A 25,523-nucleotide genomic window follows, 5' to 3' on the forward strand; every position below is an offset into this window, starting at 1 on the left:
TTCATCTCTTTCTGGCTCCAAATATGCCGAGGGGTCCGGGGGCTGCCCCCCGAAACCGCGCCCCGATCACATCCGGAACAACCCAAATTTTGTCGGTTCAATCGGCGCGTTCAGACTGGCCGAGAGGCTCAGGTAGAGCACGTCGCGGCTCTTGCGCGGATCGATGATCCCGTCGTCCCACAGCCGTGCCGAGGCATAGAGCGGGTGGCTCTGCTCCTCGAACATGTCGATCGTGGGCTGTTTGAAGGCGGTCTCTTCCTCTTCGGTCCAGGTCTCGCCCGCGCGTTCCATCGCGTCGCGTTTAACCGTGGCCAAGACCCCCGCCGCCTGCGCGCCGCCCATGACCGAGATGCGGCTGTTGGGCCATGTCCAGAGGAACCGCGGCCTATAGGCGCGGCCCGACATGCCGTAGTTGCCCGCGCCAAAGGAGCCGCCCACCAGCATGGTGATCTTGGGCACATTGGTGGTGGCCACCGCCGTCACCATCTTGGCGCCGTGGCGCGCGATGCCCTCGTTCTCGTATTTGCGGCCGACCATGAAGCCGGTGATGTTCTGCAAGAAGACCAGCGGGATGTTGCGCTGGCTGCACAGTTCCACGAAATGCGCGCCCTTCTGGGCGGCTTCGGAAAACAGCACGCCGTTGTTGGCGATGATGCCGATGGGGCAGCCTTTGACATGAGCAAAGCCGCAGACCAGCGTCTCGCCGAAGCGGGATTTGAACTCGTCGAAGCGGCTGCCGTCGACGAGCCGCATGATCACCTCGCGGATGTCGTAGGGCGTGCGCAGGTCGGCGGGGACGACGCCCAGCATCTCGTCGGGGTCATAGGCGGGTTCCTCGGGGCTGGCCCAGTCCACCGTCTTGGGCTTGCTCTTGTTGAGCTGCCCCACCGCGCGGCGCGCCAGTGCCAACGCATGGGCGTCGTCCTCGGCGAGATAATCCGCCACGCCCGAGAGCCGCGTGTGCACATCGCCGCCGCCGAGGTCTTCGGCGCTGACCACCTCCCCGGTAGCCGCCTTCACCAGCGGCGGACCCGCGAGGAAGATGGTGCCCTGTTCCTTGACGATAATCGTCACATCCGACATCGCCGGCACGTATGCGCCGCCCGCGGTGCAGGAGCCCATCACCACAGCGATCTGCGCGATGCCCTTGGCGCTCATCCGCGCCTGATTGTAGAAGATCGCGCCGAAATGGTCGCGGTCGGGGAAGACCTCGTCCTGATTGGGCAGGTTCGCGCCGCCGCTGTCGACCAGATAGATGCAGGGCAGATGGTTCGCCTCGGCGATCTCCTGCGCGCGCAGGTGTTTTTTCACCGTCATCGGGTAATAGGTGCCGCCCTTCACGGTGGCGTCGTTGCAGACCACCATGACCTCATGCCCCTGCACCCGGCCAATGCCCGCGATCACGCCCGCACAGGGCGCCGCGCCGCCGTAAAGCCCATGCGCCGCCGTGGCGCCGATCTCCAGAAACGGGCTGCCGGGGTCGAGAAGATTCGCCACTCGCTCCCGCGGCAGCATCTTGCCCCGGCTTTCATGCCGCGCGCGGGACTTTTCGCCGCCCCCGAGCGCGGCCGCCTCGGCGGCCTCGCGGACCTCGCTCAGCGCCTTGAGATGCGCCATCTCATTGGCCTTATAGGCCTCCGAGGATGGCAGGGCTTGGGATGTCAGTTTCATGTTACGTCCTCATTCTCTCGCGCCGCTAGACGCTTTAATTCCTTGCGGATCACCTTGCCGGTGACGGTCATGGGCAGGTCCTGCACGAAGGCGATCTCGCGCGGGTAGGAATAGCTCGCGAGCCGTTCCTTGACCCAGTCCTGCAGCTCCTTCGCTTCGACCTCGGCACCCGGTTTCAGCACCACATAGGCCTTCACGATCTCGGTCCTGAGCGCGTCGGGCTTGCCGACCACGCCGCAGGTCGCCACGGCCGCGTGGGTGAGCAGGCAATCCTCGATCTCCGCCGGGCCGATGCGGTAGCCGGCGGAGGTGATCACATCGTCCTCGCGCCCCACGAAGCGCAGGTAGTCGCCCTCCCAGATGCCGCGGTCGCCGGTCAGCAGCCAGTCGCCGTGGAACTTCGCCGCCGTTTCCTCGGGCCGGTTCCAGTAGCGCAGCATCATTGAGGGCGCGCCGCGGCGTACCGCCACGTCGCCCTCGGCACTGGTCGGCTGGCCGTCATCGTCCAGCACGGCGATCTCGAACCCCGGCACCGGCTTGCCGATACAGCCGGGCTGCGCGGGGAAATCCACGCCGCAGCTTGAGGCGACCATATTACACTCGGTCTGGCCGTAGAACTCGTTGATCTCCAAGCCGAAAGCCTTGCGCCCCCAGGCCAGCATTTCGGCGCCCAGAGGCTCACCGCCACTAGCGACCGAGCGCAGACCGGGCAGCGACACATCCGCCGCTTTCAACATCCGAAGCGCCGTCGGCGGGAAGAAGACATTGCGCACATCGCCCTTCGCGATCACCTCGACACAGCCCTCGACGGTGAACTTGGGCATCCGCGCTGCCACCACCGGCACGCCAAGCGCCAACGCCGGCATCGCCACGTCGAAAAGCCCGCCAATCCAGGCCCAATCCGCCGGGGTCCAGAGGCAATCACCCGCCTGCCCCAGGTGATCATGGCTGACCGAGACGCCGGGCAAATGGCCCGAGAGCACCCGGTGCCCGTGCAGCGCGCCCTTGGGCGTGCCGGTGGTGCCGGAGGTATAGATCAGCACGGCGGGGTCTTCGGGGCCGACATCGGCAAATTCCACCGCCTCGCCCGGGATGCCCACGTTGGCGGCCAGCCACGGCGTTGCGAGGTCGCCCAGCAGGTCCGCGCCTTCGCCGTCGGTCAGGACAATCGCACAGCCCGCATCAGTGATCCGGCTGGCCAGCGCGTCGCGTTTGAACAGTTTGAACAGCGGCACCGAAATCGCGCCGATCTTCCAGATCGCCAGATGCGCGGCGGCGCACCAGGGGGACTGGCTGAGCAAGACGCCAACACGGTCGCCCGGTTGCACCTCGGCCCGCAGCGCCCGCGCCAGACCGTCGACCATTTCGTGCAATTCGCCGAAACTCACATCGCGCCGTTCCGCGCCGGTCAGGTCGATGATCGCCACCGCGTCCTCGGGCTGTGCCAGACATTGCGCCGCCATATTGCCCTGCCAGATCGGCCAATCTTCTCGTGTCATATCAGCTTCGATACTCCGGGTTCTCAAAATCAAACCGCGCGCCGGCGTCCCAGGCGTTGCGGTCATTGCCCTCTTGCGGATAGCCGCCGGCGTCTTTCAACATCCGCGCCAGATGCAGGGCGTTCCATGTCATGATCGTGGTGTTGCGCTGCGTGAATTCATTGTCGAAACCGACCCGCTGCCCGTCGCCCTCATCGCCATAAGACGGCCCCGGCCCCGCCTCTCCGATCCAGCCGCAATCGGCCTGCGGCGGGAGGCTATAGCCAAGGTGGTTCATCGCAAAACCGGTGGTCATGGCGACGTGTTTGATACCGTCCTCATTGCCGGTGACCACGGTGCCGCCGACCTTGCCATAAAAGACCGACTGCCCCTTGTCGTTAAGCTTGCCCGACATGGCATAGAGCCGCTCGATCAACACGCGACAGACACTGCTCTCCTCGCCCAGCCAGATCGGCGTGCCGATGATCAGAATGTCCGCCGCCAGCACCTTCTGCCAGATCGCGGGCCAATCGTCGCGGTCCCAGCCCTGTTCGGTCATGTCGGGATAAACGCCTGGCGGCACCTGATGGTCGAGCAGATAGAGATGTTCGACACCCACCCCCTGCGCCTGCATGATCCCGGCGCTGGCGTTGAGCAAAAGCTGCGTATGGCTGTCGCCCGGGGTCTTTTTCAGCGAGCAATTCACGTAGAGCGCCGTAAGATCGGAAAAATCAGTCATCGCCGAGTTCCTTCTTCAACTGCTCCAACTCGCGATCAAGGAAGAAGGAGGTGATGGAGCGGATGATGACCAGCAAGAGCAGGAAGAGCAGATCGGAAAACCGCAGGCTGATCGCGGTGTGGATCACGTCTGACACGATGAAAAGCTCAAGCCCGGCAAGGATATAGCGCCCCAACTCGATGCGCTCGCGGTTGGTGCGGCGCACCCGGTCCGGGCCGCTTTTGGCGATCTCGGCGATCACCACCCCGATGATGAAACGTGCCGCGCCGATCAGCAGCAAAAGGATGGCCGCAATGTCGATCCCCGCCGCTAGGATCTCGAAAACCTCAATCAGCCAGGGCAAAGCGCCGTGCAACACCCCGCCTTCGGTTTCCATTTCGATCAGATTATCCATCCCGGCTCCTTTGTTCCGCCCCGCTGCGGCGCGCCTACGGTGTCGCCCCCAGCAGCAGGGCCTGCTCGCCCGTCATCTGCATGAGACACATCAGCGTCGCGGGCCCGCCGCCGGTGCCACCGCCCCATTGGCTACGCTCAAAGGCACAGGCGGCATCGCGGTACGTAATCCACGCGCGCTGCATGTCACGCAACGCCTCGGCCTGTTTGGGAAGGTCGGGCTGGTACATGGCGGCATCTTCGTCTGCGGCTTTCGCCTGGACCATGCGCGCGCGGTAATTCTCGTTCAGCAAGGCGTCCCAATAGCTCAGCTCACGGTCCAGACAGCCGCCCATGCCGACGGTCGAATAGCCCCCCGGCGCCTCCATACAGAGGTTCGCCGAGAGACCGATGCAGGCGCGCTTATCGGCGAGCTTCTCCGCCTCGAACAGGCAGGTCGCCGTGGCATCGTCGGAATAGGTGATCTCCTGCGCGGCCGCCGGTCCGGCCAGAAGCGCGAGAACCAACAGCGCGGCGCGCATCACATGGACCCCATCATCTCGCGGCCCACCAGCATGCGGCGGATTTCCGAGGTGCCGGCACCGATCTCCATCAGCTTGGCATCGCGGAAGATCCGGCCCACCGGGTTGTCGGAAAGATACCCCGCGCCGCCCATCGCCTGCACCGCCTGATGCGCCTGCACCATCGCCTGCTCCGAGGCATAGAGACAGCAGGCCGCGGCGTCCTGACGGGTCACGTCACCCCGGTCACAGGCCTGCGCCACGCTGTAGACATAGGCGCGGGCCGAGTTCATCGCGGTGTACATATCCGCCATCTTGCCCTGCATCAGTTGGAAATCCCCGATGCGCTGGCCGAACTGCTTGCGCTCGGCCATATAGGGCATGATCTCATCGAGACAGGCGGCCATGATGCCAAGACCAATGCCCGCGAGCACCACACGCTCGTAATCAAGGCCCGACATCAGCACCCGCACGCCCTTGCCCTCTTCGCCGAGAATGTTCTCAAAGGGCACTTCGCAATCGTCAAAGATCAGCTCGGCGGTGTTCGAGCCGCGCATGCCGAGCTTGTCGAAATGGTTCGAGGTGGTGAAACCCTTCATCGACTTCTCGATCAGAAAGGCGGTGATGCCTTTTGAGCCGGCCTCGGGGTCGGTCTTGGCATAGACCACCAGCGTTTCGGCGTCCGGCCCATTGGTGATCCAGTATTTATTGCCGTTGAGCCGGAAGTGATCGTTCCGCTTCTCGGCGTGCAGTTTCATGCTGACCACATCGCTGCCCGCCCCCGCTTCGGACATGGCCAGTGCGCCGACATGCTCGCCCGAGCAGAGTTTCGGCAGGAATTGCTGCTTCTGCTCCGGGGTGCCGTTCAGCTTGATCTGGTTCACGCAAAGGTTGGAATGCGCGCCGTAGGAGAGCGAGACCGAGGCGCTCGCCCGCGCGATCTCTTCCACCGCGACGGTATGGGCCACATAGCCCATGCCAGAGCCGCCGTATTCTTCTTCGACGGTCATGCCCAAAAGACCCAGCTCGCCCATCTCGGTCCAAAGCTCTGCGGGGAAATCGTTCTTCGTGTCGATCTCGGCGGCCATCGGTTTGACGCGCTCCTGCGCCCAGCGGTGCACCATGTCGCGCAGCGCGGCGACGTCCTCACCCAGATCGAACTGCATACTTGCGTTAAACACGACTTCTCCCCCGATTTATTGAACGCTTGTTCATTACCTACCGCCCTGCCCGCGATGCGTCAAGCGTCGCGCCGCGTCACGCGGAACCACGCTGGCGCCGAGCGGGTTGGCCCTGCAACTGACCTTACAGCAAAGCGAGAGTAAAATGAGCGACGATCTGAAGAAAGAATTTTGGGACCGGCTCGACGACACCCGCGCCGGGATGTTGATGACCCAGACCGCCCCCGCGGTCCCGATGACCCATTACATCGACGAAGACGACCGCTCTGCCGTTTTGTGGTTCATCACCGCCAAGACCACCGATCTGGCGAAATCCGCCGAAGGCCGTGCGGAAGCGCAGTATCTCATCGCCAGCAAGGACGAATCCCTCTGGGCGCGGATCGATGGCCATGTCTCGGCGGTGACCAACCCGACCGAGCTCGACAAGATCTGGAACGCCATCGCGGGCGCCTGGTTTGAAGACGGAAAACAAGACCCCGACGTGCAGCTGATCCGGTTCGACCTGACCGAAGCGGAGGTTTGGGCCAGCGATGGCGGGTTCAAGTTCCTCTATGAAATCGGCAAGGCGCAGATGACCGGCGACAAACCCGACATGGGCCGACATGGCACGATCCGTTTCTGAGCCTAACCTGCCTGAAAGACCGCACTGACCTCTTCCCGGATGATCCGCGCGATCAAGGCGCAGTCGTCGCGCGAGAAGGTCAGCGGCACACGCATGTCCATCAGCCCCGCCAGCACCGCATCGCTGGCGGGCATTTTTTCGGTCTCGACATAGCGCCATGTGTCATAGCGGCTGGTGAACCCCTTGGGCTCGGCCCCGCCGAACCACTTGAGTTCCACACCACGCGCCGCGCAGCGGGTGATGACCTCTGCCACCGCCGCCGCCGACCAGCCTTCGAGCAGGAACTGGATCGACGAGCCGACGATGCTTTCGGCCTCGGGCCTCTCGATTACCGTGAGCCCCGGCGTGTCGCGCAGCCCCGCTTCAATCACCCGGTAGCGGGCATTCCAGCGTGCCACCTGTTCCGGCAGCTGCCGCAGTTGCGGGCGCAACACCGCCGCGCGCAGATTGTCCATCCGGCCCGAGATATTGGGCGTCTCATAGCGGATCGCCTCGAACGCCTCCGGCCCCGGCGCGGCCTTGTGGCGGTCATAGAGCATATAGGACCCCGAGAGCATGATCGCCCGTGCCGCGACTTCGGCGTCATCGGTGATCAGCAGCCCGCCCTCGCCCGCGTTCACATGTTTATAGGTCTGGCAGGAAAAACACCCCACCTTGCCCTGCGTGCCCGAGGCTTTGCCGTTCCACGCCGCCCCCATCGTATGGGCGCAATCCTCGATCACCGTGATGCCGCGACGGTCACAAAGCGCCATCAGCGCGTCCATGTCCACCAGATGCCCGCGCATATGGCTGAGCAGCAGCACATCGGCCTGATCCGCCTTGGCTTCGAGATCATCGAGATCAATGACCAATTGCGCCGTCACCCCGACAAAGACCGGCTTTGCGCCGAGCGCCGCAATCGCCCCCGGCACCGGCGCGAGGGTGAAAGCATTGGTCAGCACCCGGTCGCCCGGCCTCACCCCCAAGGCGCGCAAGGCGGTCGACATCGCATAGCCGCCCGAGGCCACCGCAAGGCAGTATTTCACCCCCATGATCGCGGCGAATTCCTGCTCCAGCAGCGCCACTTCGGCCACTTCCCCCGGCGCGGTATTATAGCGGTGCAACCGTCCGCTGCGCATCACCGCCACCGCTGCCTCGATCGCCGCTTCGGGGATCGGCTCTTGCTGGGTGAAACTGCCGGTGAAACGCTCTGCCATCAGGCGGCTTTGCCGATCAAACGTTCGATGACCTCCGGCAGGTCGGCGAAATCCTCCAGCAGCGCCTCTGGCTCCAGCGCCGCCATGTCGTCGCCCGAGGGGCCAAAGGTCACCAGCACACAGGGCACCCCGGCGGCTTTGGCGGTCTTGCGGTCGGTGTCACTGTCGCCGATCAGCACACATTGCGCGGGATCGCCCCCGGCGCGGCGGGCGGTTTCGAACAGATGCTCCGGGTCCGGCTTGCGCACCGCCAGACTGTCCGCCCCCAGCATCGCGCCAAAGGCTTCGCGCACGCCCAGTTTCGTCAGCAGCAACTCGGCCAGCGCTTCGGGCTTGTTGGTGCAGATCGCCACCCGGTAGCCCGCCGCTTTCAGCGCCGCCACCGCCTCCATCGCGCCGGGATAGAGGATCGTATGGGTGTCGATCTCGCGCTTATAGGCTTCCAGCAGCATCGGGTAATAGCGGTCAACCATCGCGGCATCTTCCGTCCGACCGAGCTTTTGCAGACCGAGCGTCAGCATTGCCCGCCCGCCGCGCAGAGCGGTGCCTGCGTCTTCGGCATGGACCAGAACGTCACCCTCGCCCATGTCGCGGAAACAGGCATTGGCGGCGGCGATCAGATCGCCAGAGGTGTCGGCCAAGGTGCCGTCGAGATCAAAAACCACGGTTTTCACTGGATACTCCTTGGCGGAACCCCGCCTTCCTGATGCCTTCGTGTTGCAGACCGCAACCTAGTTTGATGGGCGCTGGCCTTGCGCCTTTGTGCGAAGCGCGTAAAGAGAATGCAAGCTGAAGGACAAAGAGAACCCATGGAAACTGCATTGATCATCCTCGCCGCGGGCAAGGGGACACGGATGAACTCGGACCTGCCGAAAGTGCTGCATCACGTGGCCTCGGCCCCGATGTTGGAACATGCGATGGCCGCCGGGGCCGCATTGGCCCCGCGCCATACGGTCGTGGTGGCGGGCCATGGCGCGGATCAGGTGCGCGCCGCGGCAAAAGCCTTTGACGAAGACGCGCAGGTGGTCGAGCAGACCGAGCAGCTGGGCACCGCCCATGCGGTCGCACAGGCGCGCGAAGCGCTCAGCGGTTTCGACGGTATGGCGCTGGTGCTCTATGGTGACACGCCCTTCGTGCAGCCCGAGACGCTGGAAAAGATGCGAGAGGCGCTCACCGCCCATGACGTCGTCGTGTTGGGGTTCGAGGCCGCCGATCCGGCCCGCTATGGCCGCTTGGTCATGCAGGGCGACAGGCTGGAACGCATCGTCGAGTTCAAGGACGCCAGTGCCGACGAACGCGCCATCACCCTGTGCAACTCTGGCGTTCTGGCCTGCAAATCGGAGCTGTTGTTTGATCTGATCGACAAGGTCGGCAACGACAACGCCTCCGAGGAATACTACCTCACCGACATTATCGGCCTTGCCCGCGCCGAGGGCCGCAGCGCCACCGTGGTGACCTGTGATGAGGCCGAGACCATGGGCGTGAACTCCCGCGCCGATCTGGCCCGCGCCGAGGCCGCGTTCCAATCCCGCGCCCGCGGCCTGCTGATGGAAGACGGCGTGACCCTGGTGGCGCCTGAAACCGTTTTTCTGTCCCGCGACACCTATATCGGGCGCGATACGGTGGTGGAGCCCAATGTCGTCTTCGGCCCCAACGTCACGGTAGAATCCGGCGCCACCATCCGCGCCTTCTCGCATCTCGAAGGCTGCCATATCTCCCGCGGCGGCGTGGTCGGCCCCTATGCCCGCCTGCGCCCCGGTGCGGAACTGGCCGAAGACGTGCGCATCGGTAACTTTGTCGAGGTCAAGAACGCCCAGATCGCCGAAAGCGCCAAGGTCAACCACCTGAGCTATATCGGCGATGCCACCGTCGGCGCGCGCAGCAACATTGGCGCGGGGACGATCACCTGCAACTACGACGGGGTGATGAAACACCACACCCATATCGGCGCAGGTGCTTTCATCGGCTCCAACACCATGCTGGTGGCCCCGGTCTACATCGGCGACGGCGCGATGACAGGCTCGGGCTCGGTCATCACCTCTGACGTGGAGCCGGAGGCGCTCGCCCTGTCCCGCGCGCCACAGGTTGAAAAACCCGGCATGGCACGCAAATTGATCGAAATGTTAAAGGCCAAAAAGGCCAGAATGCAGAGGGGCAGCTAAGATGTGCGGAATTGTCGGTGTGCTGGGCAACCACGAAGTTGCCCCGATCCTCGTGGAATCCCTCAAGCGGCTTGAATACCGCGGCTATGACAGCGCCGGCATCGCCACGCTGAACGAGGGCAAGCTCGACCGCCGCCGCGCGGTCGGCAAGCTGGTGAACCTCTCGGACGTGCTGGTGCATGAGCCGCTGGCAGGCAAATCCGGCATCGGCCACACCCGCTGGGCCACCCATGGCGCGCCTTCGGTCACCAATGCCCACCCCCATCAGGCGGGCAAAGTGGCGGTTGTGCACAACGGCATTATCGAGAACTTCCGCGAACTCCGGGCAGAGTTGGCCGAGCTTGGGGCGCAGTTTGTCACCGAGACGGACACCGAAACCGTCGCCCTGCTGACCCAGCATCACATGAGCCAAGGCGCGGACCCGGTGACCGCCGCCAAACAGACCCTCGCCCGGCTCCAGGGCGCCTTTGCGCTGGCTTTCCTTTTCGACGGCCATGACGATCTGATGATCGCCGCCCGCAAGGGCTCGCCGCTGGCGATCGGCTATGGCGAGGGCGAAATGTATGTCGGCAGCGACGCGATTGCGCTGGCCCCGCTGACCAACCGCATTTCCTATCTCGAAGAGGGCGACTGCGCCGTCATCACCCGCAGCTCGGTCGAGGTGACGGACCAGAATGGCGCCCTCGCCAACCGCGCCATCAAGACCATCGAGATCGACAGCACCCGCATCGACAAGGCCGGGCATAAGCACTTCATGGCCAAGGAAATCGCCGAACAGCCCGCCGTGATCGGCACCGCCATCGGCAAATATCTCTCCCCCCAGGGCGAGATCGAGCTGAACGGGCAAGAGGTTGATTTCAACGCGTTCGACCGGGTCATCATGGTGGCCTGCGGCACCGCCTCCTATGCCTGTCTGACCGCGAAATACTGGTTCGAACAGATCGCCCGCCTGCCCGTCGAGGTCGATGTCGCCTCCGAGTTCCGCTACCGCGAGCCGCCGATCCCGCCGCGCACGCTGGCGGTTTTCGTCAGCCAATCGGGCGAGACCGCCGACACGCTCGCCGCCCTGCGCTACTGCGAGGGCAAGGCCGCGCGCATCCTTTCGGTCGTCAACGTCCCCGAAAGTTCCATCGCCCGCGAAAGCGATGTGGCCCTGCCGATCCATGCCGGTGTCGAGGTCGGCGTCGCCTCGACCAAAGCCTTCACCTGCCAGCTCGTCGTGCTCTATATGATGGTGCTCAAAGCCGCGCAGCAGCGCGGCGAGATCGGGGCCGAAGCCCTGGCCGATCATGTCTCCGGCCTGCGCGGGCTGCCGTCGATCATCAGCCATGCGCTTGAGAAAAACGACACCATGCATGCCGCCGCGCTGAAACTGTCACATGCCCGCGACGTGCTGTTTCTGGGCCGCGGACAGATGTATCCCCTCGCCCTCGAAGGCGCTTTGAAACTCAAGGAAATCAGCTACATACACGCCGAAGCTTATGCATCGGGTGAACTGAAACATGGCCCCATTGCCCTGATCGACGAGAATGTGCCGGTGGTCGTCATGGCCCCCCGCGACGCTTTGTTCGACAAGACCGTGAGCAATATGCAAGAGGTCATGGCGCGCAAGGGCAAGGTGATCCTGATCTCTGACGCCAAAGGTCAGGCGGAGGCGAATGACGGTGTCTGGTTCAGCATTGAAATGCCCCCGGTCCCCGATGCGCTGGCCCCCATCCTCTACGCGATCCCGGCGCAGCTGCTGGCCTATCACACCGCCGTGGCCAAGGGCACGGATGTGGACCAACCGCGCAACCTTGCGAAATCGGTGACGGTCGAATGAGCCCCGAGGACGCGCTTGCCGCGCTGCAATCGGAGGCCGACCCGGCGCGGGCCGAGGAGCTTCGGCGCTATCACAAGGCAGATCGTGTCTACCTCGGGCTGACCAATCCGCAGATCAACAGTCTGGCCCAGGACTGGCGTGCAGCGCTGGATGTGCCGGGCCGCGTGGCGCTGGCAGATGCCCTGTGGCAGTCGGATATCTTTGAGGCGCGGCTCGCGGCGGCCAAATTGCTAACCCAGGCGCGGCTGCGCCCAAAGGACCATGCGGCCTGGGCCTTGATCGCCAGTTGGACAGCAGACTTCGACAGTTGGGCGATTGCCGATCACGCCAGCATGGCAGCGCAGAAACGCCTGACCGCAGACCCGTCCCGTTTGGATGAAGTCGAAACCTGGATCGCCTCGGATCACCTCTGGACCCGCCGCGCCGCGCTGGTTTCAACCCTGCCCTGGACCAAGCAGAACCACCCCAAACCCGATGAGCTTGCCGCCCGCGACCGCATCCTTGGCTGGGCCGCGGCGCTGGTGCCCGACCACCGTTGGTTCATTCAGAAAGCCATCGGCACATGGCTGCGCGAGCTTTCCAAACACGACCCGGACCGCAGCCGCGCCTTCATCGCGGCACATGGTGCGGCGATGAAGCCCTTCGCGGTCAAGGAAGCCCTGCGCCTGCTGAAGAAGGCCGCACCGCAGGACTAGCCGCCTCCCCTTTTGGCCATAAGTTCTTCGGAGGCCGGGGGCGTTGCCCCCGTCTTCCCCTAGCCTGCCGCGGAAACCTCGACCGGGGTCAGATCGGTCAGCGACGCGCCGATCAACCGCAGGGCCGGCAAGGACATGCGGCTGCCCGCTGTCGGCGGCCCTTCGATCGGGATGAGCGTCACGGTCGCGGATTTTCCGGTGGCCGGATTGGTCACCCGCCCGGGCTGCTCGCGCGAGACCAAAGGTGTCTTCAACCACAGCCCGGGCTCAGTGGCGCTGCCGAGGCTCACGATGGTCTCGCCCAGGGTCGCCCCCGGGGCTGCCGGGGCTTCGGCGGCGGCCTCGCGCTGCGCTTTGGTGGTGCTGTCGAGACTGTCCGCGGTGTTGGCACCGGTTGTCAGCTCCGCCGCCGCGCCGGTCGCGGCGGAGGCTTCCGCCGGGGCGGGCGCGGCTGTCGGCTCGGGCGTCCCTCCGCCCAGACCCAGACTGTCGGAAAGGCTGGCACAGCCCGATAGGGCGGCAGCGGCGAAAAGCGGGAAGATCATGCGTGTCATGGGCTGAGCCTAGCCGCGCCCTTTGCCCATATCAATCGCCCAAATGCCGCTTGCCCCGGCCATGGCGGATCATTACCTATGAGGCATGACTGCTCCTTTGATTGACCCTTTCATGCGTGCGATCACCTATCTGCGCGTCTCCGTCACAGACCGCTGCGATTTTCGCTGCGTCTATTGCATGTCCGAGAACATGACCTTCCTGCCCAAGAAGGAGCTGTTGACGCTGGAAGAGTTGGACCGCCTGTGCAGCAACTTCATTGATCTGGGCGTGGAAAAGCTGCGCATCACCGGGGGCGAGCCTCTGGTCCGGCGCGGGATCATGACGTTTTTCGACGGGATGAAACGCCATCTCGACCGGGGCGCGTTGAAGGAATTGACCCTGACCACCAATGGCAGCCAGTTGGAGCGGTTTGCGGATGACCTCTATGCCGCGGGCGTGCGCCGGGTGAATGTCTCACTCGATACGCTCGACGAAGAGAAATTCGCCGCCATCACCCGCTGGGGCCGTCTGCCGCAGGTGCTGCGCGGCATCGACGCGGCGCAGCGGGCCGGGCTGAAGGTCAAGATCAACGCGGTAGCGCTGAAAGGCTTTAACGAGCCCGAACTGCCCTATATCACCGAATGGTGTGCCGAGCGCGGCATTGATCTGACCTGGATCGAAGTCATGCCGATGGGGGATCTCGGGAACGAAGACCGCTTTGGGCAATATTGGTCCCTGAACGACGTCCGCGCGCGCTATGCGGAACATTACACCGTCACCGATCTGGCCGAACGGACCGGCGGCCCGGCCCGCTATGTGCGGCTCGAAGAAACCGGCCAGAAAATCGGTTTCATCACCCCGCTGAGCCATAATTTCTGCGAAAGCTGCAACCGGGTGCGGATCACCTGCACCGGCGAAATCTACATGTGTCTGGGCCAGGAAGACGTGGCCGATCTGCGCGCGCCTCTGCGCGAGCACCCCGACAGCGATCAGCCGCTGCAAGCGGCGATCCGCGCCGCGATTGACCGCAAGCCCAAGGGGCATGACTTTGATTATTCCCGCCAGCGCGTCGATGGGCAGATGCCGCGCCACATGAGCCACACGGGCGGCTGAGCCCCGTGGCTGCTCCGTTTCTTTATCACGCCTGGGTTGCCGCCAGCGCCGCGATCCTGCCCTTTGCCGCGCGGCAATCGGTGGCCAAGCTGCGCCGCGCCGGGGTCGAGGTGCAGCGCGCCCATGAGAAGCTCGGGCATGCCAGCAGCCCGCGCCCGGACGGCAAGTTGATCTGGTTCCACGCCGCCTCCGTCGGGGAGAGCCTGTCGGTCTTGGCGTTGATCGACCGCATGGGCCGCGCCCTGCCCGATGCGCATTTTCTGATCACCTCGGGCACCGCCACCTCGGCGCGGTTGGTGGGCCAGCGTCTGCCGCCCCGGACCCGGCATCAGTTCGCCCCGCTGGACGCGCCCGGCCCATTGAAGCGTTTCCTCAATCACTGGCGCCCCGATGCCGCGCTGTTCGTCGAGAGCGAGCTATGGCCCCAGATGCTGCGCCGCACCCATGCGCGCGGCGTGCCGATGGCGCTGATCAACGCGCGGCTGTCGCAACGTTCCATCACGCGCTGGCAGAAACAACCGGTCCTGGCGCGCTATCTCTTCGGCGTCTTTGATCTGATCCTGACCCAGAATGACGCGATGGCCAAAGCCATGGTCGAGATCAACGCCCCGGCCGAGCGCGTTGCGCGGGGGATCAATCTGAAATCCATGGCCGGCCCCTTGCCGCAGGACGAAGACGCGCTTTTCGACGCCCGCGCCGCCCTTGGGCATCGCCCTGTCTGGATCGCCTCCTCGACCCATGCCGGTGAGGAAAAACCGGTTCTGGACGCGCATCGGCAATTGCGCGAAACCTTCCCTGATTTGTGCCTGATCCTCGCCCCCCGCCACCCCGAGCGCGGGGATGAGGTGGCCGAGTTGATCGGCCAGGCCGGCTTCAACCTCACCCGCCGCACCCGGGGCGACATGCCGGGCGAAGAGGTCTTTCTGGCCGATACGATGGGCGAGTTGGGCACCTGGTATGCGCTGAGCGATGTCGTTTTTCTGGGCGGCTCCCTGCACCCGATCGGCGGGCATAACCCCTATGAGGTCGCGCAAGCCGGGGCTTTTGTTCTCTCCGGCACCCATATCGCCAATTTCGCCGAGACCTACGCCGAGATGGAGGCCGCCGGGGCCGCGCGGCTGGTGGCGGGCACGCAGGATCTGGCCGAGCGGGTGGCGGAGCTTCTCAGCAATGACATCGCCCGCGTCAAAGGGGTCGCGGCGGCCAAGACCTATGCCGAGGCGCAGACCGACAAGCTCGACGGCATTGCCGAACGGCTGATCACGGCGCTGCGCTTGGACGGGGCACCGGGCGATGCCTGAGCTTTTCGTTACCAACTACAACCCCAATTTCACCGGCGTCTCGGCCACCGCGGCCACGGTGCTGCGCCAGCAGAAGGCGCGCTATGATCTGGCGCTGGTGGGCCAGCCCCTGCCCGGTTGCCCGACGCCGCTGACCCGCGCGGCTGCGGCACGGGTCACCCGCAATCACCCGCCGCAGGATCGGCCTTTCGCCATTTGGCATGTGCGCCGCAACCCGGAAATGCGCAGTGCGATCTGGCTGCGCGACATCCGCCGTGCGCCCATTAAGATCGTGTTCACCTCGGCCGCCCAACGGCTGCATTCGGCCTATCCGCGCTGGCTGATCCGGCAGATGGATGCGGTGATTGCGACGACCGACAGGGCCGCCGATTTTGTCCCCCATGTGCGCGCCGTGGTGCCGCATGGGGTGGATACCGATGTCTTTACCCCCGCGCCTGACCGCGCCTCGGCCTGGGCCGAACTGGGTTTTGGCGGCAGCCATGGCATCGCGACCGTCGGGCGGATCCGGCCTGAAAAGGGCACCGATCTTTTTGTCGAGGCGATGCTGCGCCTGCTGCCCCGGCGGCCCGGCGCGGTGGCGCTGGTCGTGGGCCGCGCGGGCGGCAAACATGAGGCCTTTCTGTCGAAGCTGAAAGCACGGGTCGCTGCGGCGGGGTTGGCGGATCGGCTGCTTTTTGTCGGGGAGTATCCGGCGACGGAACTGCCCAGGCTGATGCGCGCCCTGTCGCTCATCGTGCAGCTGCCACGTTACGAAGGCTATGGCATGGTGCCGCTCGAAGGGCTTGCCTCTGCCGTGCCATTCGTCGGCAGTGACGCGGGCTATTACAGCGCCTTTTCAGACGAGGGCCGCGTGGGCCAGGTGGTGCCGCAAGAGGCGCCCGAGGCAGCGGCGGAGGCGGCGCTGGCTCTGCTGACGCGGGCCGCGCATCCGGACCTTGCCGAGGCCGCGCGCGAAGTCGCGGAGCGCCGGTTTAGTGCCCGGGCCGAGGCCGATGGGATCGACGCGGTTTACCAAGAGCTCTGGCAGCGCGGCTAAGCCAGGTGCAAAAGGCGCCCCCCGGGATGGGAGGCGCGTTTCACGTCGTTCACTCAGACCTTCAGGCCGCTGGCATCCGCTGCTCGACGATGCCCGCCCACCAGCTGCACCCAGCCGGGATCGCGTCGTCGTTGAAGTTATACTCCGGGTGATGCACCGCCGCCGTGTCGCCGTTGCCCACGAGGATATAGGCGCCCGGACGTTCCTCCAGCATGAAGGCGAAATCCTCGCCGCCCATGACCAAAGGCGCCTCGACACAGTCGCCAGAGACCGATCGCGCCACATCGGCGGCAAATTCGGTCTGCGCCTCATGGTTGGCCATGACCGGATAGCCCCGGTGATAGGTCACATCCGCCGTGCCGCCAAAGGACGTGGCGATGCCGGCGCAGATTTCATTGATGCGTTTTTCCGCAAGGCCGCGCATCTCGGCGGACATGGTGCGCACAGTGCCTTTGATCTGCACTTTCTGCGGGATCACGTTGAAGGCTTTCGAGGAGGTCTCGAAGGAGGTGACCGAGACCACGATCTGCTCCACCGGGTCGGCATTGCGCGCGGTGATGGTCTGCAGCGCCAGCACGGCTTGGGCGGACATCACGGTGGTGTCGACGGTCTCATGCGGTTTCGCGGCATGGCCGCCGCGGCCCTCAAAGGTGATGTCGAACTGGTCCGTCGCGGCAAAGAAAGAGCCCGCGCGGATGCCGAAGGAGCCGGTGGGCATGCCCGGCCAGTTGTGCATGCCGTAGACCTCCTGAATGCCCCAGCGGTCCATCATTCCGTCCTCGCACATCTCGCGGCCACCGCCGCCGCCCTCTTCGGCGGGCTGGAAGATCACCACGACGGTGCCGTCGAAATTGCGGGTTTCGGCGAGATATTTTGCGGCGCCCAGCAGCATCGCGGTATGGCCGTCATGGCCGCAGGCATGCATCGCGCCATCGGTCTTGGAGGCATAGTCGAGCCCGGTCTGCTCATGGATCGGCAACGCGTCCATGTCGGCGCGCAGCCCGACGACCTTGCCGGAGCCCGTGGACTTGCCCTTGATCACCCCGACCACGCCGGTGCGGCCAATGCCCTCGACCACCTCATCACAGCCAAAGCCGCGCAGCTTTTCGGCCACGATGCCCGAGGTGCGATGCGTCTCAAACAGGATTTCAGGGTTCTCATGCAGGTCGCGACGCCATGCGGTGATGTCGTCATGCAGTTCGGCAAAGCGGTTCTTAACGGGCATTCGGGGAAGTCCTCCGGGGTTGGGTTCTGGCGCTGCCACTCATGCAGGCGCATTTGTCTGACACCTGCTTACGCCCTTGCCAGCCGGTCCTCAACCACCTGCGCGAACCACGAACAGCCCGCCGGGATCGCGGCATCGTCAAAGTCATATTCCGGGTGATGCACCGTCGCCCCGTCGCCATTGCCGATCATGATATAGGCCCCGGGCCGCGCGTTGAGCATATAGGAGAAATCCTCGCCGGCCATGATCGGCGGGGTGTCGCGGATCGTGCCGGGGGTGATCTGATCGGCAGCGTCAGCGGCAAAGCGGGTCTGCTCAGTGTGGTTGCTGGTGACCGGATAGCCGCGCTGATAGTCGATCTCGGCGCTGCATTGATGCGCCTCGGCAGTCAGCCGGGTGAGGTCGTGCAAACGGCGCTCGGCGAGGTCGCGCACCTCGGGTGCCAGCGTGCGCACCGTGCCGCGCAGAAGCACCTGATGCGGCAGGACGTTGTGGCTTTCGGTATCGCTGCGCAGGGTGCAGACCGAGACCACGACCTGTTTCAGCGGATCGGTGTTGCGGCTGGCGATGGATTGCAGCGCGATCAGCACATGGGCGGCGGCGAGGTTGGTGTCCACCGCCTCATGCGGGGCCGCGGCATGGCCGCCTTGGCCGGTGAGCGTGATGTTGAACTCATCCGCCGCCGCCAGCAGCGCCCCTTCGCGGATCGCGAACAGCCCGGTGGGGTGGCCGGGCATATTATGCATGCCGTAAACCTCATCGATGCCCCAGCGGTCCATCAGCCCTTCCTCGACCATGACATTGCCACCGCCGCCACCTTCTTCGGCAGGTTGAAAGATCAGCACCACACGGCCATCGAAATTGCGGGTCTCGGCCAGATATTGCGCGGCGCCGAGCAGCATCGCGGTGTGACCGTCATGGCCGCAGGCATGCATCTTGCCGGGGGTCTTGGAGGCATGGGGCAGCCCGGTTGCCTCCTGGATCGGCAGCGCATCCATGTCGGCGCGCAGTCCGATGGTGCGGCCCGATGTGTTGCTCTGCCCTTCGATCACCGCCACCACGCCGGTCTGCGCAATGCCGGTGGTGATGTCGGTGATGCCAAAGCTGCGCAGTTTCTCTTCGACGAATTTCGAGGTTTCCGGCAGGTCGAACAGCAGTTCCGGATGCTGGTGCAAATGCCGCCGCCATGCGGTGATCTCGGCGTGGGTCTCGGCAAAGCGATTCTTGATCGGCATGGGAAATCCTTTGGTCAAACGCGGTCAGAGCGCCGGGCCGAGGCGGATGGGGCTGCCATCGCTGAACCGGTCGGCGCGGAATCTGCCCAGATCATGCCCCGGCCTATCGCCCATGACCAGAGCCGCGAGCATTTTCCCCATGCCCGGCCCGATGCCAAAGCCATGGCCCGACATGCCGGTGCCGATGGTCAGGCCGGGGATCTGGGCGCAATGGTCCACCACGGGGACGATATCGGGCATCGCGTCGATCATCCCGGCCCATGAGGCGCGGGCGGTGATGGGGGGCAGATCGGGATAGCGGGCGGCGAAATGTTTGATCGCCTTTCGCAGTTTTCGGTGGTCCGGCATCGGGTCGAGAATGCGCATCGCCTCGAAGGGGCTGATGCTGTCGGCGGCCCAATGGCGGCGGGTCGACCATGCGTCGGGATAATGCCGTGGCGCGGAGAGACGCAGGCGTTGGCCGAAGGGATCGTTGCGCAGCTGTGGCAGATAGTGGCGCAGGGCGCGGAAGGCGTCGGGGCCGACATAGAGGTCCGGCGCGTTTTGCGGGGCCAGCGTGTAGCCGCCATCCGCCCGGCGGCGAAAGGCCAGTTCGGCATCGATCGCAGCACCCTTGTGGACCTCGGGCAGCGCATTGGTCGCCAGAACGGAATGGCGCACCGAAAGCTGTGGCAGACGCACCCCATGCGCGCGCAGGAACAGTGCTGACCAGGCGCCACCGGCCAGCACGACAGATGCGCATTTGATCGCCCCCGCCTCGGTCACCACGCCCGCGATGCGCCCGGCGGCGAGGTCAAGCTTGCGCACGGCACAGTTCTCAATCACCCGCACGCCATGTTTGGTCGCCAAGGCCGCGAGCGATGGCACGGCGGCCCAAGGCTCGGCGCGCATGTCAGACGGCGTGATCAGCGCGCCCGCGTAGCTTTTGGCAAGACCGGGAAACGCCGCTGCGGTCTCTCGCGCGTCCAGCAGACGGCTGTCCACCCCATGGGCCTGCGCATGGGGCAGCCAATCGGCGTATTGCTGCATCTTGGCGTCACTGTTGGCGAGATAGGTCACGCCGGTCTGCTGCAAGCCGATGTCGCGGTCCAACTGCGGCGCCAGTTCACGCCAGAGCTTTGCCGCCTCGACCATGATCGGCAGTTCCGCCGGGTCGCGGCCCTGCTGGCGGATCCAGCCCCAATTGCGGCTGGATTGCTCCCCGGCGATGCGGCCCTTTTCCAGCAAGGTGACCTGCTTTCCCGCCTGCGCGAGAAACAGCGCGGTGCAGACGCCGATCACCCCGCCGCCGATCACCACCACCTCCGCCTCGCGCGGGGGGGTGCGGGGATAGGTGACCGGGGTGGCAAGGCTGATGGGGAAAGATGACATGGCGCGGCCCGTGAGATGAGGCCGCCTGCGCAGCAAGGCGGCGGCCGGTTAGGTTGCAAATCGGCGAACCCGGGGTGACAGGGGGGACGCCCCTGCCCCCGGCTTACCCCTGTAGCCGGTTCAGCAACCTGATCATAAAGTCATGGCCGGCCTCAAACTGCGCGACCTCGATATATTCATTGGGCTGATGCGCCTGCGCGATGTCGCCCGGCCCGCAGATCACGGCGGAATAGCCCGCCTCCTGAAACTGCCCCGCCTCGGTGCCATAGCTCACCTTGTGGCTGGCATTGTCGCCGGTGATCTGGCGCACGAGCTGCTCGGCCTCGCCGTCATTCTCGGGCTGCAAGGCGGGCACGTCAAAGCGGGTCGAGGTTTCGATATAGGTCTCGGGCACCACCGCCTGCATCTGCTTTTCGACCTCCCGCACTTTCTTGAGATAGGCCGTGCCCCATTTGTCCTTGTCCTCCCCCGGCACCACGCGGAAATCCATCGCGAAATGGCAGTCCTTGGCGGTGATGTTATGCGCCGTGCCGCCTTCGATCACGCCGACATGGGCGGTGGTGAAAGGCGGGTCGAACATCGCCGCGGTCTCGGTCGGTTTGGCGGCCATATTGTCGCTGTTCACGTCATTGGCCCATTCGATCAGCTTGGCCCCCGCCATGATCGCATTGACCCCGGTGTGCAGCAGCGAGGAATGGACCTCAAACCCCACCAGATGCGTGTTGAAGCCGATGCCGCCTTTGTGGCCGGTCACTGCCTGCATGGTCGAGGGCTCGCCCACGATCACGGCAGAGCCTTTTGGCAGCACGCCCTGCATTGCCTCGATCATCGGCGGTGCGCCGGTGCAGCCGATCTCCTCGTCAAAGCTGAGCGCGATTTGCAGCGGGCGTTTCAGATCCGCATACTGCGCCTCCACCAGCGCCCAGATCGCCAGCGCGTCAAACCCCTTCATGTCGCAGGTGCCGCGGCCATAGTAGCGGCCATCGCGTTCGGTCACGGTGAAAGGGTCACTTTCCCAAGGCTGGCCGTCCACCGGCACCACATCGGTATGGCCCGAGAGCACCACCGCCCCCTCCTCCCAGGGCCCGGCATGGGCAAAAAGCGCATGTTTGGGCTGTTCGGGGTCAATGTAGCGGTGGCTTTCGATGCCATGGCTTGAAAGATAGTCGGCCACCCAATCGATCAGCGGGATATTGGTGTCCCGCGACACGGTGGGAAAACTGATGAGCTTTTCCATCAGTTCAAATGGCGTCAGACGCGTGGTCATGGGGTCTTCCTTTAGTAACCGCTGTCGGTGATCAACACATGATGGCCCGGTTCCACTTCCTTATAGAGCGAAGGTTCGGGTTCATAGCTGATCGGGTGGATCGGCGATGGGATCGGTTTGAAGTTCAGATCCTTCTCCGACTTGCGCCGCCGGGGGTCCGCGATGGGGACCGCCTTCATCAGCGCTTGGGTATAGGGGTGCTGCGGGTTCTCAAACACCCGCTGGCGCGAGCCAAGCTCGACGATGCGGCCCAGATACATCACGCCGACATAATGGCTGACCCGCTCCACCACCGCCATGTCATGGCTGATGAAGAGGAAGGACAGTTCCATCTCGGCCTGAAGCTCCATCATCAGGTTCAGCACCTGCGCCTGCACCGATACATCAAGCGCCGACACGGCCTCATCCGCGATGATCAGCTTGGGGTTCAGCGCCAGTGCGCGGGCGATGGCGACGCGTTGGCGCTGGCCGCCCGAGAGCTCATGCGGGAAGCGGCGCATGAAGCTGCGCGGCAGTTCAACCCGGTCAAAGAGCATTTCGATCCGCTTGGTGATCTCGGCCCCTTTGAGGGTGGCGAAATTATGGATCGGTTCGGCCACCTGATCGGCCAGCTGCATCTGCGGGTTGAGCGAGGCAAAGGGGTCTTGGAAGATCATCTGCATATCAAGCCGCGCGGTGCGCAGCGCCGATTGGTCGAGCGACATGATGTCGACGCCATCAAGGTTCACCTCCCCCGACATCGGCTCCACCAGCCGCAAGATTGAGCGCCCCGCCGTTGATTTGCCGCAGCCGGACTCGCCCACAAGGCTGAGCGTCTGGCCCTTGTTGATCGAAAACGACAGGTCTTCGACCGCATGGACATTGGCCACGGTGCGGCGCAGGAAGCCGCCCTGCACCGGGAAACGTGTGGTCAGGTTCTTGACCGAAAGCAGCACCTCCTCGCGGCCCTTAATCGGCAGGATTTCCTTATCCTCAGATCCCAGCAGCTTCATCGGTTCAGGGTAGGCTTTGCCGGTCATTTCACCGAGTTTGGGCACCGCCGCCAAGAGCGCCTTGGTATAGGGGTGCTGCGGGTTCTCGAAGATCTCTTCGACCGTGCCCTCCTCGACCTTCTTGCCACGGAACATGACGACCACGCGGTCGGCCATCTGCGCCACCACAGCCATGTCATGGGTGATGAACATCACCGCCGTGCCGGTCTCGCGCTTGAGCCGGTCCATCAGCGCGAGGATCTCGGCCTGAATGGTCACGTCGAGCGCCGTCGTCGGCTCATCCGCAATGAGCAGGCGCGGTTCGCAGGCCAGGGCCATGGCGATGACAACCCGCTGGCGCATCCCGCCGGAAAGCTCATGGGGATATTGTTGCAAACGCCGCTCAGGCTCGGGGATGCGGACCTGACGCATCAGTTCCAGCGCGCGGGCCTCGGCCTCCTTGCGGTTCATATTGAGATGCAGCCGCAGACCTTCGGTCATCTGCTTGCCAATGGTGAAGACCGGGTTCAGGGCGGTCATCGGCTCTTGGAAGATCATGCCGATCTCATTGCCGCGAATCTTGCGCATCAGCGAGCCGCTGCTCGCCGCGAGATCGACCTGCCCCTCGGCCCCGCGCTCAAAAAGCAGGCGACCGCCGGAGATTTCACCGCCGCCGTATTCAACCAGCCGCATCAAAGACAGCGAGGACACGGATTTGCCCGACCCCGATTCCCCGACAACGCAGACGGTTTCGCCGGGGTTGATATGGAAACTGACATCCTCAACACCCACAACAGGGCCGTCTTTGGTCTGAAATTCAACGCGCAGCCCTTGGATCTGGGCGATGGGCGTCTCGTGAGTGGTATCCAGCATCTGTTTCCCTGTTGTTTTTCTGAGGCGGATTTTGCCCGACGCTACGGCGAATATGGCAAGACTGTCAAACCTGATGCGCGCCGGGTTGGGTTTGTCGACGATGTGCCACGTCTGGTCTTGTAATTTCCGCGAAACCTGTTTTCGATACCGGCTATGCGGTTTGGGAAGCGCGCCTCTCGCTCTGGTGGAAATATGCAAGTATTTAGCATGTTTAGCAAGTGAACCTGAGAGGCTTTTCCCGAAGCGGCAGCAAAAAGGCAGGGGAAATCCTGTCGTCAAAAAAGCGGCACGCCCAGGTGTCCAACATGGAGTGAAGTATGAAAATGAAGACCCTATTGATGGGGGCCGTGGCATCTGCTGCATTTGCCCCTATGGCCCATGCCGAAGGACATGAAGGCGAGCGTGGCCGGGATGGTGAGGTAAAGATCATCTATTGGCAGGCGCCGTCGATCCTGAACCCCTATCTGTCTTCGGGGACCAAGGACGTCGAAGCCTCCTCGCTCGTGCTTGAGCCGCTTGGGCGCTATGACGAGACCGGCGCGCTGGTGCCCTATCTCGCCAAGGAAATTCCCACGCTTGAAAACGGCGGCGTGAGCGAAGACCTCAAGACCATCACATGGCAGTTGAAAGACGGTCTGGTGTGGTCCGATGGCACGCCCTTTACCGCCGAAGACGTGAAATTCACCGCCGACTACTGCATGAACCCCGAAGGCGGCTGTGCGCAGCTGGCGAAATTCGAGGGCGTCGCTTCGGTCGAGGCGGTGGATGATCAGACGGTCAAGGTGACCTTCTCCGAGCCGATGCCGAACCCCTACGGCCCCTTCATGGGCGGCCAGTCCCCGATCCTTCAGGCCGCGCAATTTGCCGATTGTACCGGTGCCAAAGCCCCTGAATGCACCGAGGCGAACTTCAACCCCATTGGCACCGGCCCCTTCAAGGTTGTTGAGTTCCGCCCCAATGACGTGATCACCATGGAAGCCAATGAGAACTTCCGCGAAGAGGGCAAACCGGCCTTCGCCTCGCTGACGTTCAAAGGCGGCGGCGACGCGACAGCCGCGGGCCGCGCCGTGATGGAAACCGGTGAGTTCGACTACGCCTGGAACCTGCAGCTGGCCCCCGATGTCATCGCCAAGATGGCCGAAGGCGGCAAGGGCAAGCCGATGTCGGCCTTCGGTACGCTGGTTGAGCGTCTGGAACTGAACATGACAGACCCCTCGCCCGATCTGCCCGAGGGCGAGCGTTCGACCGCCAAACACCCGCACCCGATCCTGAGCGATGAAAAAGTGCGCCGCGCGCTGTCCATGGCGATTGACCGCGAGCTGCTGGTCGAAGTGGGCTACGGCCAAGCGGGCCGCGCGACCTGCAACATGGTGCCGGCGCCCGAGCTTTACGCCTCGGACAACACCGACTGTCTGACCCAGGACATCGAAGGCGCCAAGGCGCTCTTGGACGAAGCAGGCTGGGTCGACAGCGATGGCGACGGTGTGCGTGAGAAGGACGGCGAGAAACTGTCCCTGCTCTACCAGACCTCGACCAACGCCGTGCGTCAGGACTTCCAGGCGCTGATCAAGGATTGGTGGAGCCAGATCGGTGTTGAAACCGAGCTGCGCAACATCGACTCTTCGGTCTTCTTTGGCGGTGACCCCGGGTCGACCGATACCTTCCAGCGTTTCTATGCAGACGTTGAAATGTACGCCAACAACTTCGACGGCACCGACCCGCAAAGCTACCTCGCCCAGCGGACCTGCGCCAAATTCCCGAGCCCGGAAACCCAGTGGCAGGGCGAGAACATCAACCGCTTCTGCAACGAAGAGTATGATGCTCTGGTGGCCGAACTGGGCCGCACCGGCGAAATGGAAAAGCGCGGCGAGATCGCCAAGAAGCTGAACGACATGCTGACCAAGGACAGCTATTCGATCCTGCCTCTGGTGGACCGTGGCCGGGTCTCCGCGGCATCCAACACCCTTGGCGGTGTGGTCCTGAACACCTGGGACTCCGAACTGTGGAACGCTGCCGACTGGTATCGCAAGGACGCAGAATAACATCACCCAGGGCGCGTGCGACTTGCCATGCGCCCTGCCGATGCCTACTGGGGGGTGTGCGCAGGTCGTACACCCTTTTTCGCCCCCAACTTACAG

Annotated in this window: 22 protein-coding genes; 8 read left to right on the top strand and 14 right to left on the bottom strand. The window is 64.3% G+C overall.

Going from position 1 to position 25,523, the window contains the following annotated elements:
• Positions 1-66 precede the first annotated feature (66 nt).
• The 6 genes from AB4M76_RS12075 to AB4M76_RS12100 are packed head-to-tail and all read right to left on the bottom strand — an operon-like array spanning position 67 to position 5,962.
• The gene (locus AB4M76_RS12075; RefSeq protein ID WP_368442115.1) at positions 67-1,671 is read right to left on the bottom strand and encodes a carboxyl transferase domain-containing protein; all 1,605 of its coding nucleotides are present in this window, start codon (positions 1,669-1,671) and stop codon (positions 67-69) included.
• Positions 1,668-3,170: an AMP-binding protein gene (locus AB4M76_RS12080; protein ID WP_368442116.1), complete on the bottom strand. Its 1,503-nt coding sequence runs from the start codon at positions 3,168-3,170 to the stop codon at positions 1,668-1,670. Before AB4M76_RS12080 ends, AB4M76_RS12075 begins: the two co-directional genes overlap by 4 nt.
• A 1-nt stretch (position 3,171) precedes the next feature.
• Positions 3,172-3,888, bottom strand: coding sequence for a flavodoxin family protein (locus AB4M76_RS12085; protein WP_368442117.1), 717 nt, complete (start codon positions 3,886-3,888; stop codon positions 3,172-3,174).
• Positions 3,881-4,282 carry a DUF1622 domain-containing protein gene (locus tag AB4M76_RS12090; protein ID WP_368442118.1) on the bottom strand — a complete coding sequence of 134 codons (402 nt, stop codon included), beginning with the start codon at positions 4,280-4,282 and terminating at the stop codon, positions 3,881-3,883. Before AB4M76_RS12090 ends, AB4M76_RS12085 begins: the two co-directional genes overlap by 8 nt.
• A 34-nt stretch (positions 4,283-4,316) precedes the next feature.
• Positions 4,317-4,802 (bottom strand): lysozyme inhibitor LprI family protein, encoded by a 486-nt coding sequence (locus AB4M76_RS12095; protein ID WP_368442119.1) that lies wholly within the window; start codon positions 4,800-4,802, stop codon positions 4,317-4,319.
• Entirely contained in the window at positions 4,802-5,962 is a 1,161-nt protein-coding gene (locus tag AB4M76_RS12100) for an isovaleryl-CoA dehydrogenase (protein ID WP_368442120.1), read from the bottom strand. The genes AB4M76_RS12095 and AB4M76_RS12100 overlap by 1 nt, the downstream gene beginning before the upstream one ends.
• A gap of 145 nt (positions 5,963-6,107) precedes the next feature.
• On the opposite strand from AB4M76_RS12100, the gene AB4M76_RS12105 reads away from it, so the two are divergent.
• Entirely contained in the window at positions 6,108-6,584 is a 477-nt protein-coding gene (locus tag AB4M76_RS12105) for a pyridoxamine 5'-phosphate oxidase family protein (RefSeq protein ID WP_368442122.1), read from the top strand.
• Between the two features lie 2 nt (positions 6,585-6,586).
• Here the strand turns inward: AB4M76_RS12105 and AB4M76_RS12110 are convergent, their stop codons facing one another.
• A complete protein-coding gene (locus AB4M76_RS12110; protein WP_368442123.1) occupies positions 6,587-7,780 on the bottom strand; it encodes a DegT/DnrJ/EryC1/StrS family aminotransferase in 1,194 nt (397 codons plus the stop codon).
• Positions 7,780-8,454 carry an HAD-IIIA family hydrolase gene (locus AB4M76_RS12115; protein WP_368442124.1) on the bottom strand — a complete coding sequence of 225 codons (675 nt, stop codon included), beginning with the start codon at positions 8,452-8,454 and terminating at the stop codon, positions 7,780-7,782. The genes AB4M76_RS12110 and AB4M76_RS12115 overlap by 1 nt, the downstream gene beginning before the upstream one ends.
• Before the next feature lie 135 nt (positions 8,455-8,589).
• On the opposite strand from AB4M76_RS12115, the gene glmU reads away from it, so the two are divergent.
• From glmU to AB4M76_RS12130, 3 genes are read left to right on the top strand one after another with little or no spacing between them, the layout of a single operon-like run.
• Positions 8,590-9,942, top strand: coding sequence for a bifunctional UDP-N-acetylglucosamine diphosphorylase/glucosamine-1-phosphate N-acetyltransferase GlmU (glmU, locus tag AB4M76_RS12120; protein ID WP_368442125.1), 1,353 nt, complete (start codon positions 8,590-8,592; stop codon positions 9,940-9,942).
• Between the two features lies 1 nt (position 9,943).
• A complete protein-coding gene (gene glmS / locus AB4M76_RS12125) occupies positions 9,944-11,764 on the top strand; it encodes a glutamine--fructose-6-phosphate transaminase (isomerizing) (RefSeq protein WP_368442126.1) in 1,821 nt (606 codons plus the stop codon).
• Positions 11,761-12,459 carry a DNA alkylation repair protein gene (locus tag AB4M76_RS12130; RefSeq protein WP_368442127.1) on the top strand — a complete coding sequence of 233 codons (699 nt, stop codon included), beginning with the start codon at positions 11,761-11,763 and terminating at the stop codon, positions 12,457-12,459. Before glmS ends, AB4M76_RS12130 begins: the two co-directional genes overlap by 4 nt.
• 59 nt (positions 12,460-12,518) lie before the next feature.
• On the opposite strand, the gene AB4M76_RS12135 is transcribed toward AB4M76_RS12130, so the two are convergent.
• Positions 12,519-13,013: a hypothetical protein gene (locus tag AB4M76_RS12135; protein WP_368442128.1), complete on the bottom strand. Its 495-nt coding sequence runs from the start codon at positions 13,011-13,013 to the stop codon at positions 12,519-12,521.
• An 85-nt stretch (positions 13,014-13,098) separates the two neighbouring features.
• Between AB4M76_RS12135 and moaA the strand changes: the two genes are divergently transcribed.
• Genes moaA through AB4M76_RS12150 form a run of 3 tightly spaced genes read left to right on the top strand, consistent with a single transcriptional unit; the run spans position 13,099 to position 16,443 of the window.
• On the top strand, positions 13,099-14,106 hold the full coding sequence (moaA, locus tag AB4M76_RS12140) for a GTP 3',8-cyclase MoaA (RefSeq protein ID WP_368442130.1): 1,008 nt from the start codon (positions 13,099-13,101) through the stop codon (positions 14,104-14,106).
• 5 nt (positions 14,107-14,111) lie between these two features.
• Entirely contained in the window at positions 14,112-15,407 is a 1,296-nt protein-coding gene (locus AB4M76_RS12145; RefSeq protein ID WP_368442131.1) for a 3-deoxy-D-manno-octulosonic acid transferase, read from the top strand.
• Positions 15,400-16,443 (top strand): glycosyltransferase family 4 protein, encoded by a 1,044-nt coding sequence (locus tag AB4M76_RS12150; RefSeq protein WP_368442132.1) that lies wholly within the window; start codon positions 15,400-15,402, stop codon positions 16,441-16,443. The genes AB4M76_RS12145 and AB4M76_RS12150 overlap by 8 nt, the downstream gene beginning before the upstream one ends.
• 61 nt (positions 16,444-16,504) lie before the next feature.
• Here AB4M76_RS12150 and AB4M76_RS12155 read toward each other — a convergent pair whose 3' ends face one another.
• The 5 genes from AB4M76_RS12155 to AB4M76_RS12175 form a co-directional block, all read right to left on the bottom strand.
• Positions 16,505-17,668 (bottom strand): M20 aminoacylase family protein, encoded by a 1,164-nt coding sequence (locus tag AB4M76_RS12155; protein WP_368442133.1) that lies wholly within the window; start codon positions 17,666-17,668, stop codon positions 16,505-16,507.
• 68 nt (positions 17,669-17,736) lie between these two features.
• Entirely contained in the window at positions 17,737-18,903 is a 1,167-nt protein-coding gene (locus tag AB4M76_RS12160; protein WP_368442134.1) for a M20 aminoacylase family protein, read from the bottom strand.
• A 24-nt stretch (positions 18,904-18,927) separates the two neighbouring features.
• A complete protein-coding gene (locus AB4M76_RS12165; protein WP_368442135.1) occupies positions 18,928-20,274 on the bottom strand; it encodes an NAD(P)/FAD-dependent oxidoreductase in 1,347 nt (448 codons plus the stop codon).
• A gap of 103 nt (positions 20,275-20,377) precedes the next feature.
• Complete coding sequence (gene argE / locus AB4M76_RS12170) at positions 20,378-21,541, bottom strand: acetylornithine deacetylase (RefSeq protein WP_368442136.1); 1,164 nt, start codon at positions 21,539-21,541, stop codon at positions 20,378-20,380.
• Between the two features lie 11 nt (positions 21,542-21,552).
• Positions 21,553-23,385, bottom strand: a complete 1,833-nt coding sequence (locus AB4M76_RS12175) for a dipeptide ABC transporter ATP-binding protein (protein WP_368442137.1) — start codon at positions 23,383-23,385, stop codon at positions 21,553-21,555.
• Between the two features lie 317 nt (positions 23,386-23,702).
• Between AB4M76_RS12175 and AB4M76_RS12180 the strand changes: the two genes are divergently transcribed.
• A complete protein-coding gene (locus tag AB4M76_RS12180; RefSeq protein WP_368442139.1) occupies positions 23,703-25,427 on the top strand; it encodes a peptide ABC transporter substrate-binding protein in 1,725 nt (574 codons plus the stop codon).
• The last annotated feature ends 96 nt before the right edge of the window (positions 25,428-25,523 follow it).

Source organism: Sulfitobacter sp. PS-8MA (assembly GCF_040933935.1).
GTDB lineage: Bacteria > Pseudomonadota > Alphaproteobacteria > Rhodobacterales > Rhodobacteraceae > Sulfitobacter.

What these genes read in the sequence shown, in the direction of transcription:
- AB4M76_RS12095 (WP_368442119.1), bottom strand. Translation starts at nt 4,802, where the DNA reads ATGCGCGCCGCGCTGTTGGTTCTCGCGCTTCTGGCCGGACCGGCGGCC.
- AB4M76_RS12165 (WP_368442135.1), bottom strand. Translation starts at nt 20,274, where the DNA reads ATGTCATCTTTCCCCATCAGCCTTGCCACCCCGGTCACCTATCCCCGC.
- AB4M76_RS12105 (WP_368442122.1), top strand. Translation starts at nt 6,108, where the DNA reads ATGAGCGACGATCTGAAGAAAGAATTTTGGGACCGGCTCGACGACACC.
- AB4M76_RS12155 (WP_368442133.1), bottom strand. Translation starts at nt 17,668, where the DNA reads ATGCCCGTTAAGAACCGCTTTGCCGAACTGCATGACGACATCACCGCA.
- AB4M76_RS12150 (WP_368442132.1), top strand. Translation starts at nt 15,400, where the DNA reads ATGCCTGAGCTTTTCGTTACCAACTACAACCCCAATTTCACCGGCGTC.
- argE (WP_368442136.1), bottom strand. Translation starts at nt 21,541, where the DNA reads ATGACCACGCGTCTGACGCCATTTGAACTGATGGAAAAGCTCATCAGT.
- moaA (WP_368442130.1), top strand. Translation starts at nt 13,099, where the DNA reads ATGACTGCTCCTTTGATTGACCCTTTCATGCGTGCGATCACCTATCTG.
- AB4M76_RS12160 (WP_368442134.1), bottom strand. Translation starts at nt 18,903, where the DNA reads ATGCCGATCAAGAATCGCTTTGCCGAGACCCACGCCGAGATCACCGCA.
- AB4M76_RS12110 (WP_368442123.1), bottom strand. Translation starts at nt 7,780, where the DNA reads ATGGCAGAGCGTTTCACCGGCAGTTTCACCCAGCAAGAGCCGATCCCC.
- AB4M76_RS12075 (WP_368442115.1), bottom strand. Translation starts at nt 1,671, where the DNA reads ATGAAACTGACATCCCAAGCCCTGCCATCCTCGGAGGCCTATAAGGCC.
- AB4M76_RS12135 (WP_368442128.1), bottom strand. Translation starts at nt 13,013, where the DNA reads ATGACACGCATGATCTTCCCGCTTTTCGCCGCTGCCGCCCTATCGGGC.
- AB4M76_RS12175 (WP_368442137.1), bottom strand. Translation starts at nt 23,385, where the DNA reads ATGCTGGATACCACTCACGAGACGCCCATCGCCCAGATCCAAGGGCTG.
- AB4M76_RS12080 (WP_368442116.1), bottom strand. Translation starts at nt 3,170, where the DNA reads ATGACACGAGAAGATTGGCCGATCTGGCAGGGCAATATGGCGGCGCAA.
- AB4M76_RS12090 (WP_368442118.1), bottom strand. Translation starts at nt 4,282, where the DNA reads ATGGATAATCTGATCGAAATGGAAACCGAAGGCGGGGTGTTGCACGGC.
- glmU (WP_368442125.1), top strand. Translation starts at nt 8,590, where the DNA reads ATGGAAACTGCATTGATCATCCTCGCCGCGGGCAAGGGGACACGGATG.
- AB4M76_RS12180 (WP_368442139.1), top strand. Translation starts at nt 23,703, where the DNA reads ATGAAAATGAAGACCCTATTGATGGGGGCCGTGGCATCTGCTGCATTT.
- glmS (WP_368442126.1), top strand. Translation starts at nt 9,944, where the DNA reads ATGTGCGGAATTGTCGGTGTGCTGGGCAACCACGAAGTTGCCCCGATC.
- AB4M76_RS12130 (WP_368442127.1), top strand. Translation starts at nt 11,761, where the DNA reads ATGAGCCCCGAGGACGCGCTTGCCGCGCTGCAATCGGAGGCCGACCCG.
- AB4M76_RS12085 (WP_368442117.1), bottom strand. Translation starts at nt 3,888, where the DNA reads ATGACTGATTTTTCCGATCTTACGGCGCTCTACGTGAATTGCTCGCTG.